7 protein-coding genes are annotated in these 9,747 nt (G+C 41.6%); all 7 read right to left on the bottom strand.

Annotated elements, in window-relative coordinates:
• Positions 1-4,278, bottom strand: a 4,278-nt coding sequence (locus VJB08_00360) for a LamG domain-containing protein (GenBank protein HLD42424.1), incomplete at its 3' end; no start/stop codon positions are given.
• A gap of 697 nt (positions 4,279-4,975) precedes the next feature.
• Entirely contained in the window at positions 4,976-5,581 is a 606-nt protein-coding gene (locus tag VJB08_00355) for a nucleotidyltransferase domain-containing protein (GenBank protein HLD42423.1), read from the bottom strand.
• Positions 5,578-6,075 carry a hypothetical protein gene (locus VJB08_00350; GenBank protein HLD42422.1) on the bottom strand — a complete coding sequence of 166 codons (498 nt, stop codon included), beginning with the start codon at positions 6,073-6,075 and terminating at the stop codon, positions 5,578-5,580. Before VJB08_00350 ends, VJB08_00355 begins: the two co-directional genes overlap by 4 nt.
• A gap of 226 nt (positions 6,076-6,301) precedes the next feature.
• The gene (locus VJB08_00345; GenBank protein HLD42421.1) at positions 6,302-7,747 is read right to left on the bottom strand and encodes a hypothetical protein; all 1,446 of its coding nucleotides are present in this window, start codon (positions 7,745-7,747) and stop codon (positions 6,302-6,304) included.
• Complete coding sequence (locus VJB08_00340) at positions 7,738-8,439, bottom strand: sugar phosphate nucleotidyltransferase (GenBank protein HLD42420.1); 702 nt, start codon at positions 8,437-8,439, stop codon at positions 7,738-7,740. The genes VJB08_00345 and VJB08_00340 overlap by 10 nt, the downstream gene beginning before the upstream one ends.
• On the bottom strand, positions 8,436-8,891 hold the full coding sequence (locus VJB08_00335; protein ID HLD42419.1) for an AAA family ATPase: 456 nt from the start codon (positions 8,889-8,891) through the stop codon (positions 8,436-8,438). The genes VJB08_00340 and VJB08_00335 overlap by 4 nt, the downstream gene beginning before the upstream one ends.
• A gap of 150 nt (positions 8,892-9,041) precedes the next feature.
• The coding region (locus VJB08_00330) for a hypothetical protein (GenBank protein HLD42418.1) at positions 9,042-9,747 on the bottom strand (706 nt) is incomplete at its 5' end.

Genomic DNA, 9,747 nt, shown 5'->3' with positions numbered 1-9,747 from the left:
CGGCTGATTTCTTATTATTAATGACGTTGAATTTAAGGTTGTTCCATCTTCTTCTCCGTCGTTTGGGGTTATGGAGCAGATATAGCTTTCTGTTCTTGTTGTTTCGTTTGAGATTATTGTATTATAATTTAATAAATAATTGTTGTTGATCTGTTCTGGGGTTAAGGAATAATTATAAATCCTGAATTCGTCCAAAGTTCCATCGAAGTATGTTGTGCCTTGGTAATTCCTTCCTACATATAAATCATTATCTATGAATCCTGAGGTATTATGATCTGTCTTTGAGTTATTTAAGACTCCGTCAATGTACATATTGAAGTTATTAGCAGCAGTATCATTATCAAACGTAACAGCAACATAATGGAAGTTATTGTCTGTTATTGGCGCTGCTGAGCTTAAACTCGTCTCTGCAACGCCTTCTGTTACTGTGTAGCCAACTGTCGTATTAAACAGCTTTGGGGTATAGGTAGCGTTGTCTGTCTCAAAAGCGAATTTATATTGGAAATACTGATTGTCAGTTATTGCCAAATCCTGTGGGGAAATATCTGTAATATCAGCAAACTGTTCTGTATCGCAACTGGAATCATCACAGCTCCTCACGCTTAGATTCAACCTTAAAGCTCCTCTCTTATAAATATCCAGGATTTCGCCTGCAGTTAAACTTCTGTTCCATACCGCCACCTCATCCATCGTGCCGTTCCAGAACGCTACTGCGCTCTGAGGATACCTTCCAATATACACGTCATTAGAGCTTCCTGTAATCGAGCCAGTATATGAGCCAGAGCCTTGCTGTATCCCATCTATATAAATCTTGACAGTATTGGCAGCATCATCAAATGTAAAGGCTGCATGATGCCATTCATTCAAAGACAATGAGCCTGAAGGAGTTGATGCTCTCTCTCCATTCTCAATCCATACTGACAGCCTTGTTGCATCATCTGGCCTTAATGAAAACATATAAGATGTTTGGTATGATTTTTCAAGTATTCTAGGATAATAAATATCAGGCGGATCAGAAGGACCTTTCCACTTGAGCCATGCTGAAACAGTCAAATCAGAGGTTATATCCAGCTCATCTCCTGAGCTGGAAGGTATCTGGATGGAATCGTCTGCTCCATCAAAACCAATAGAAGTGCTGAGTTTTCCGTTTTGACTCAATAATGCCCCATTATAGGTTCCATTATTTCCACTTCCAGAGGAATCAACAATAGTTGTTCCAGATGCTTCATTCATATGCATCAAAAGAACATTTCCTGACATGCTTGTCTTATTCATATACTCTCCTTCATCCGTGCCTTTATCATCAGGCAGCTCTTCTCCATACGGCAATTCTTCTGTCCATGAAATATTATTCCACGCAGATACTGCGCCTGCATCAGCTATATTAGATGAGTAATTTCCTGTTGATTTTGAGAAGGATAATTGCACAGCATTGCTTGTTGTGTTAAATTCAGTATCATCATATGTTCCTTCATCAAAGCCTGTTTTTGCGAGGGTTTCAAAAATAGCATTCCCTGCTGCAACGCCTGAGATGGAATATGTAAATATAAGGTTATTGCTGCTATCAAGATAAAGCTTATAGTTTGTTAGATTATCATTGGAGTTTGTTTTATCAAAAACAGTCTCTTCACCCAGGGCGTCTCTCTTAAACCAGATCTCCCATGATTTCTTGTTTGTAAAGTCTAATGAAGCATCATCCGAGATATTGATGAATTCATTGGCTCCATTGAATTGTAATCCTTTTCCAAGAACTCCATTTACAAACTCCCCTCCGCTTTGCACTCCGTTATTTGCATTGCCTGAGAAATCGTTTATGTTTATCTCAAATGGCAAATAGAGATCATTCAAAGGAAGATTATTCTTATACCATGCATAGATATTTGCCACATTATCATTATCTGCATCAAATGTTGATTGATTATGGCAGGTCAGATTCTCATTCGTGAAGTTTGTTCCAGATGAGGAATTTAAGAGTGGAAAGGTTTGGTTAGGTATTGCATTCTGTATTGTGATATTTGCAACAGGGCCTTCTGCACTAAAATCAAAACCATCAGAAGCTTTTGCATGACAGGATATTGTATCTCCTTTATCGCATCCTGGAGTTGCGCAATCAAATGTGCTTAGATTTGAGAAATTTTGCAATATTGCGGAGTCGCCAGTATCCCTAAATTCATAATTGAAGGTGATGGTTTCGTTGTCTGCATCTGTTGAGCCAGAAGCATTACAGACTAACAATGAATCAGAAAATGCAGTCACAGGAGATACATATTCTACCAGGGTTGGAGCGGAGGGAATGGTATTTGCGACAGTAAAAGTAGCTAATGGGGTATTATTCACATTGCCTGCTGTGTCATTTGCAAAGAACTGCCAGCTCACTACTTGATTATGGGCGGCAGTTATAGTCTTGCTAACCGTGAAATTCTGTCCGGAAGTATAATTTCCAAGGGATTCGTTAGTACACGCCACACCATCACCAAAGCAGAAGATAACCTCTCCAGGATTTGAATCAGACCACGTTACATTAAAATGCACATCTTCTCCTGTCTTTGTCAGATCTGTTCCGTTTGCCGCATTATTTACGTAGCCTGGGGGTGTTGTTTCAAAGGTATAATTTGCATGTTCTTCTTTGATATTCAACCCACCTATTGAATTAAAGTCAAGCTTGGTTTTTGAGGTTGTAATGGCTATTTCATAGAGGTTGTCATTAATCTTTGTAATATCATAGATGGCATCTCCATCATTGAGATCAAAGTCAATCCAGTTTCTGTTTGATATAAAGTGGGAATTATACTGGGAATTTGGAAGGTAGATCAAAGGATGCTGCGCTGCTAAGACAAAGACAAAGGTTCTCTTTGTTGCATCTTCCAGAGTTGATGAGAAATCATAACTGAATGTGTACCTGTCTGTTAACTTTGTCGTACTGAAATCATCTATGCCGACAGCAGATGTCTTCAAAGAGATGCTAATAAGATTATCTCCTGTATCGTAGCTTAATTTATCGTTCGCAATATCCTTCTCAGTGTTATAATCAGGAATAATCTTGGCTGTATGCTGGTCAGAACAAGTTACATTTACCCTGTATGTATCTTCAATTGTTAAGGTGACTGTGTCAGTTACTGTTAATATTGTTTCTGTTGTTGTGTTCAAGAATGTTGAGAAGATTGAATCATCTGAACTGTTCGTTACATCTACGGCCATCTCAAATAAATTCACGTCAGAGCATTCAATATCCAAGGATAGGTTTTTGTTGGAAATGGTTGTGTTATCTGCTGACGGATAATTCCAATGTATGATGGGGTTCGTAGTATCTAATGTAAATATTCTAGGGGTTGAGTTTAGGCCATACCCTTCTCCGTCAAATGTTCCTGCTATATATTTATAATCAGTATCATTTGCGAAGTTTGCAGTCCAGTTTGAGTCTACTGAATCAGAAACAATCTCCGGCCCTGATGTTGAAAGGTTGATATAGAATTGGTAAGTTACAGAGTCTCCATCTATATCAGTAACATCTGACCAGTTGAAGGTGATGTTATAATTATCATGGTCAAAATCAGTTTCAGGGAAAACCCACCCTGTAACCTGCGGGGGAGGGGCGTTTGCAACAGTAAACTGCGAGAATCCCGACTGGTTTGTAACTCCATCAGAATTATTGGCATAGAAGAGCGCATAGATTTCTGCTCCCTTAGTTGCTGTAATGCTTTTTGTGACTGTAACTGTTCCATTGGAGTTTAAAGGAACAAAACTATCATTCTCAAAAACTCCAGTATCGTTCCAACTGAGTATATAGCCTGTTGCATTTTGAATATCTATTGTAAACTCTACCGAATCACCATTATGAGATACTGTTGATGCGTTGTTTGTGAAGGAAGAGAACGCGGCATGGGGCGATTGCACAGTGGATTCCCTAACAAGAAATAATTCTGCAGGATTAGTAAAATCAGTATTGTTAACCAACCTGTTTATAACACTTTGAGGGATTGTTCCATTCCATACAATCACATAAGATATAAGTCCATCAAAAGTGTAATCTCCCCCAGGGGCTACCTCTCCTTTAAATTGATTGGTGTTTCCTATCTCGAAGGGAATGTCATTTATCACAGGATCTCCCACTGAAGAAAATTCATATTCCTTTGTCCTATTAATGTAGATAGAATTCTTTGAGTTTAGGTTATCATGGATAAATGTCCAGAGATTCCAACTGTTTATGGTGGTAGTTGTGGTTGTGTCATTTTGGTAATGAGTTACTGTATCTCCATTATAAAGAAAATCAACCCCCATGTTGGTTGTATCCTCCCTAGAATAAACCCCAACATACCACCCGAGATTATCTCCAGTACATCCCCCCCTATTAGAGTCACACGAGCTTGATGCAAGAATAGATAGATCTGTGAGGGTTGGAGTTGCTGTAACATTAGCTAAAACGAGTACGGAAAAATCAGTCATGGTTTTAATGTTTGAAGAGTCAGAGATGTTCATATGATATTTAGTGCTATATCCCTGTGGATTTGTTGCGTTGCTATCAAACAAACCCCGTTTTGAAGGTATACTTGCTGGACTGTTCCCTGAATATTCTGAGAAATTCTGACAGATTATAGTATCCTCCATGCTATGGTGGGTCATGTTGTATCTTGCATACACCATCAGAGATTCATTCCAACAATTGAAAGAGATTTCTCCTCCACACCGAGGGTAACAACTTGCAGCAGTATATTGAGAACTAATCAAAAAAATTAATCCGAAGATGAATAGCAGTATGTTTTTTTTCATATAAGTTTGCCTAGTATCTTTCTATTTAATGCACTTATGGATCAAGGAACGAGAGATAGATAATAACCACGAAATGCCCAACTACCCCTCTTTTCTAGCAATTTAACCCCCAAACCATGCTTAAGAGCACAGGAGTATATAATCTTTTATTACGACTTTAGAAAGGTAACCTGCAGAGCATTACTTCATCCCTGCCTCTTTTGATTAGTCAAATATTTTCAAGCTTTAAAAAATATTCCCTGCCCAGTATAATCAGTCTTTGAGAGGGCTCTAAGAGGGAGGTTATAGCGGGTTCTTTGATTCTTAAAACCTCTTTAAACTGCTTTTCATTGAATACTAGGGGGTTTATCTCCTTGCCCAATAAAGTGGATAAGTGGGAACATTTCTTTAATAATCCTTTATCTTTTCTCTTTACAACAAACAGCAGATCAATATCAGAGCTTTCTTTAACTGCTTCTCTTGCATAGCTGCCAAATACTAAGCAGCTTAATACATTTTTATCTTTAGAAAAAAGTTCCTGCAAATTCCTGAGCAACAGGTTTAAAATCTTATCTTTTGTCTTTAGTTTATAGTCTTCTATTGTCGATAATAGATCAGGATAATCAGGTTGTTTCTTGTCTAAGCTTAAAAGTATGGTTTTACCTGCTTTCCTTTCTTCTAAGACAAGTTTAAGTGATTTAATTGTTTTCTGCAATGAATATGGGTGTATCTTAAGATTTTTGGATATTTCCTGCAGATGGGTTTCCTTTTTTTCATAAATATACAGCAAGATTCTTAATTTGTTCTCTGTCAAAGGCAAAAGCTTTCTTATCATTCTATCTCACCCAGAATCCTCATAATTTCCTTGACTTCTTTCACCCTTTCTTTCGGAGATTCTTTTAATTTCCTTTGCGTCTTTGGCAAATAGAGGTATCTATTTCTTGTAATCCTTATTTTACTCATTTCTTCAAAGAAGCCGTCTTTTAATTCTATTTCAGTAAGGGCTTTCTTTTTCTCCTCAAGCAGGTTATGGATCTTTTCCCGTGTTTCTTTCGGCACTATATTGTTTTTGAGCAGACCAATGATTACGCACCCATGGTCTTTTGAATAAAAACCAGCCTTTCTTACCAATAAGCCGTTGCAATATAGGAATAATGCCTGGTAAGCTTTGGCTATTGCCCATTTATCGTTCTCTTCCTTATCTGCTGAATCCAGATCAGAATACGCCTCTTCAAGATAGTCTTTATAAGATTCTTTACCTATAGTAATAAAACTCTTTTGGCATCTTTTGTATTCTTTTTCCAGAGCTATACTGTTTTTAGGTAACATATTTAGTTGTATATATGTACAACTTAAGTTGTATATAAAGCTTATGGTTTTGGATGCTGCATTGCGTTCGGATAAACCTTAAAAGGCATAGACTATATTGCTATAGCGGCTGGCAGATTATGCTCAGATATTTTGGTCAGCCCACTATATTTGAAATCTGGATTATTCCAGCTGAATCTGAATGGATGGTTAATAGAACTAAACACAAAGCAAGGAAGCTTTAAAATTATTTCTTCATCTCTGCCAAACAATCGTTAAATGCCTTCTCCCCCATTGCGAGGAGCTTGTCAGCATAGAGCTTTGATTTTGCATCGGTGATAATCCTGAAAACATTCCCTTCAGTCTTCGATTGCCTGTACCAGATCCAGCCCGGGCCCTCCTTGGTGGGCTTGCGGATAATCTTCAAGCCCCCTGTTTCGTCTCCGGTCTTTCGGATTTCCTGGATGTGCTCCTGGGCCTTCCAATACCCCTCCAGCTTTTTTCGCAGCTTTACGGGATCGGCAGCGCAGGCAATGTTGAGCCTTGAGGTTGTATATGAGGGAAGCTCCCCCAGGATTTCACCGAGAGGCTTCTTCCTTTTGGCTATGATTTTCAATATTAAGAGGAGAGCGAGGAGGCCGTCTCTGCAGCGGGACGGAGGGACAATAGGTCCTGAGCTGGAGCCTTCCCCCCCTAGAGGGGCGCCCAGTTCATCCATCTTTTCCACAATATTTGTTTCTCCAACTTCTGTCTCAACAATCGTGGCCCCATACTTTTCAGCGATCTCCGCAATCAGGCCGGAGGTAGCATCATTGACTACGACAATCTTACGGGATCCCTTGTAATCTGAAAGGAAATCATCGACAATAATGGCAAGGATGTATTGGCCTGAGATGATCTTTCCGTGCTGCTGCGTGAATGCTGAGCTGTTCGGCAGAACGATCTCTACCCGGTCTCCGTCACAGTCCCATCCTGCGCCAAGGTCTGCATTGAGATCTTCGACATAAAAGGTAAGATAGGCGAGGGAGAGCGCGTTGGGCTCGATGAGCCGATTGAAGACGCCTAAATCCATATTCTTGTACACGGGTTGGATGCCGATTTTGGAAAAGAGGTCGCGCAAAAGGACGGTTGCTGCGCCGCCGTTCGGGTCAAGGACCAGTTTTGAGCCTGCTTTTCTGATCCTATCGACTGCGTCCTGGCCAATCGTATTGAGCAGAAAGGTTATGTAGTCGTCACGCAGCTCCTTGGACTTATCAACACTTGAGCCTTGCTTTGCCTCTGCACTGCCCTGGAGAGGATTGCGCCGCATCCGGATAATCTGATCCATATCTTTTTTGGGAAGGATTGCGCCTGTCGGCGAAAGGAGTTTCCATCCATTCCATTCCGGCTCATTGTGGGAGGCGCTTATAATGATGCCTCCGTCTGCTTTACAGATTCTCACGCCATGCTGGATCGCCGGAGTTGTATTGAAACCTGCATCGATGACGCCAATGCCTGATGCCAGAAGGGCAGATTTCATCTGGCTGTGGATGGCGCCAGAGGAGGGGCGTGTATCCATCCCTATGACAACCTGCGGTGATTTGCGGTGTCTAGCCAAGAATCTGGCATATGCAGATGCATAGCTTCGGATGACCTCTTTGGAGAGATCTTCCTTGTACAGCCCGCGCACTCCGGAAAAAGATTCTACAAGCATTTTTCTTCCTGCAGCCTTCGGATGAAGGCTTCTGCGAATTTTACCTGCTCAGGATTCCCGATATCAATGAAGTAATCCTTGAGCTCAACCACTGCGACCTCAGTTTTCTTCGCGAGCTGGTTGATTGCGTCTGTCAGCTCAATTTCGCCTCTTGGCGATGGAGCGAGCCTTTTGAGATAAGGAAATATTTTTTCTGTCATGGAATATAATCCTGTGTTGATCTTATTTCCGATAAATTTCTGAGGCTTTTCAACGATTTCCTTAAGAGTTCCCCTTTGCTCTTTGATGACGCCGAAGTGCTGCGGCTCCTCATGCTGCACAACGCCAACTGCATTGCGGAATGATGAGATTCTTTTTAGGTCTCTTCCGGAATACAGATTGTCTCCGCTCACAACCAGGAATGGCCTGCGGCCAACAAATTCCTCTGCTGAGGCAACTGCCGCTCCTGTGCCCTTAGTGCCCGGCTGACGAATGAGGGTAGCCGGTATTTTGGCTGAGGCCAGGAATTCTGCAATCTTTTCTTTTTGGTAGTTTACGATAATACCGATATCAGTGATGCCTGCTGCATGGAGGTTATTGAAGAGGTATTTGAGAAACGGCACATTGTTAAGCGGGATGAGCGCCTTTGGAAGGTCTCCAAAAACTCCCCTCATGCGGGTTCCCCTTCCGGCTGCTAAGATCACAGCTTTCATGAAGTGATCACCTTTATGGCGTGCCCTCTTTCCCGGGCTTCCTGGAGGCATACCTCAAAGATCTCTGCTTCAAGGTTTTCCCTTATTTTTCTTTTGGAATATCCCTTTTTTTGAAGCCTTCTCACCAGCGTTTTTAGGCTGCAACGCATGACGATGCACTGGCTGACAAGTTTTTTTGGGAGATGATGGGAGAGATGTGAGTCAATAACAATTCCTTTTATATCCTTTTTGATACGCTTGATCTGCCTGATGCTCATGCCGATTGCCTTTACAAAGCCTTCAATGTTAATGATAGAGCACCTGCGCTTTCGGTCATAGCCTGCCGCAAGCTTGAAGTTTTTGATGAGCGAGGGAACATCGAGCAGGAGGTAGCCTTGGCTTTTGAGCTTGTTGGCAAGGGTCGTCTTTCCTGTCCCTGGAGTTCCGGTTATTGCAATCACCTTGAAGGGCATAGGCTGTGGAAACTGGATGTGTTTATAAAACCTTACGGAAAATAGAAGGAGGATTGGTCAATGTTGTACTCTGGATCTGTTACCTAATAGGGTTGTCAAAGAGTGTAGACGTTGCCCAGTAGAAAGTATTTATGCTCAAAATAAAAAGGATTATTGATTCGTTACGTCAATCGTTGTCTTTACACTTGTATTCACAGCAGCAAATGTCTGTCCTTGGAACTCAGCTGCATACACAGCTGGTGTAAGGTTAAACAAGTTGCTGATGAAAGACTCTGCAGAGCTGAGATAATTGAAGAGCCATCTCTGGCTGCCGTCAGCAGCCACCTTGTCCCAGGTTGCCAGGATTTGAGTGTTGTCTGCCCGGAGAAGATATATCTGTTGGGATTCATAGACTGCAGCTCCGGATATCACACTTACATCAATGCCTGCCTGGATTGCAGCATCACCAATGGCATCAAGGTTTGAGGAGCTGAGGCTCATCTGGAGCGCTCCTGAAGAGCCTGTCTGGTTTCCTGCTTGGCAGGATATGTAAAGGTAATCGGTCTCATTGATAAGCAAGGCATCTGAAGCCAGCAGGGAGCAGGTATGGTCTGTGCTTCCTGTGCAGTTTCTTAATGCAGTCCCGCCGAAGGCTGGCTCTGTCATGGCAGTGTAGTTGATGTTAACATCTGCAATTGCACAGCTTGCTGGGATACCTGTAGTGAGATTAAAGGCCGGAGTAGTGGTATTTGCTTCATACGGAGCTGTTCCAGGGCTTGGATCATAGCCCTGGCATGATAAACAGAAGAGGTTGCTCAGTGCAAGGCCTTGGGCTGAAACATAAAAGAGATCTCCAAGCGAGGTAAATCCATGCTCT

This window comes from Candidatus Nanoarchaeia archaeon, assembly GCA_035290625.1.
Lineage (GTDB): Archaea > Nanobdellota > Nanobdellia > Woesearchaeales > DATDTY01 > DATDTY01.
This window is presented reverse-complemented; position numbering and strand designations above follow the sequence as displayed.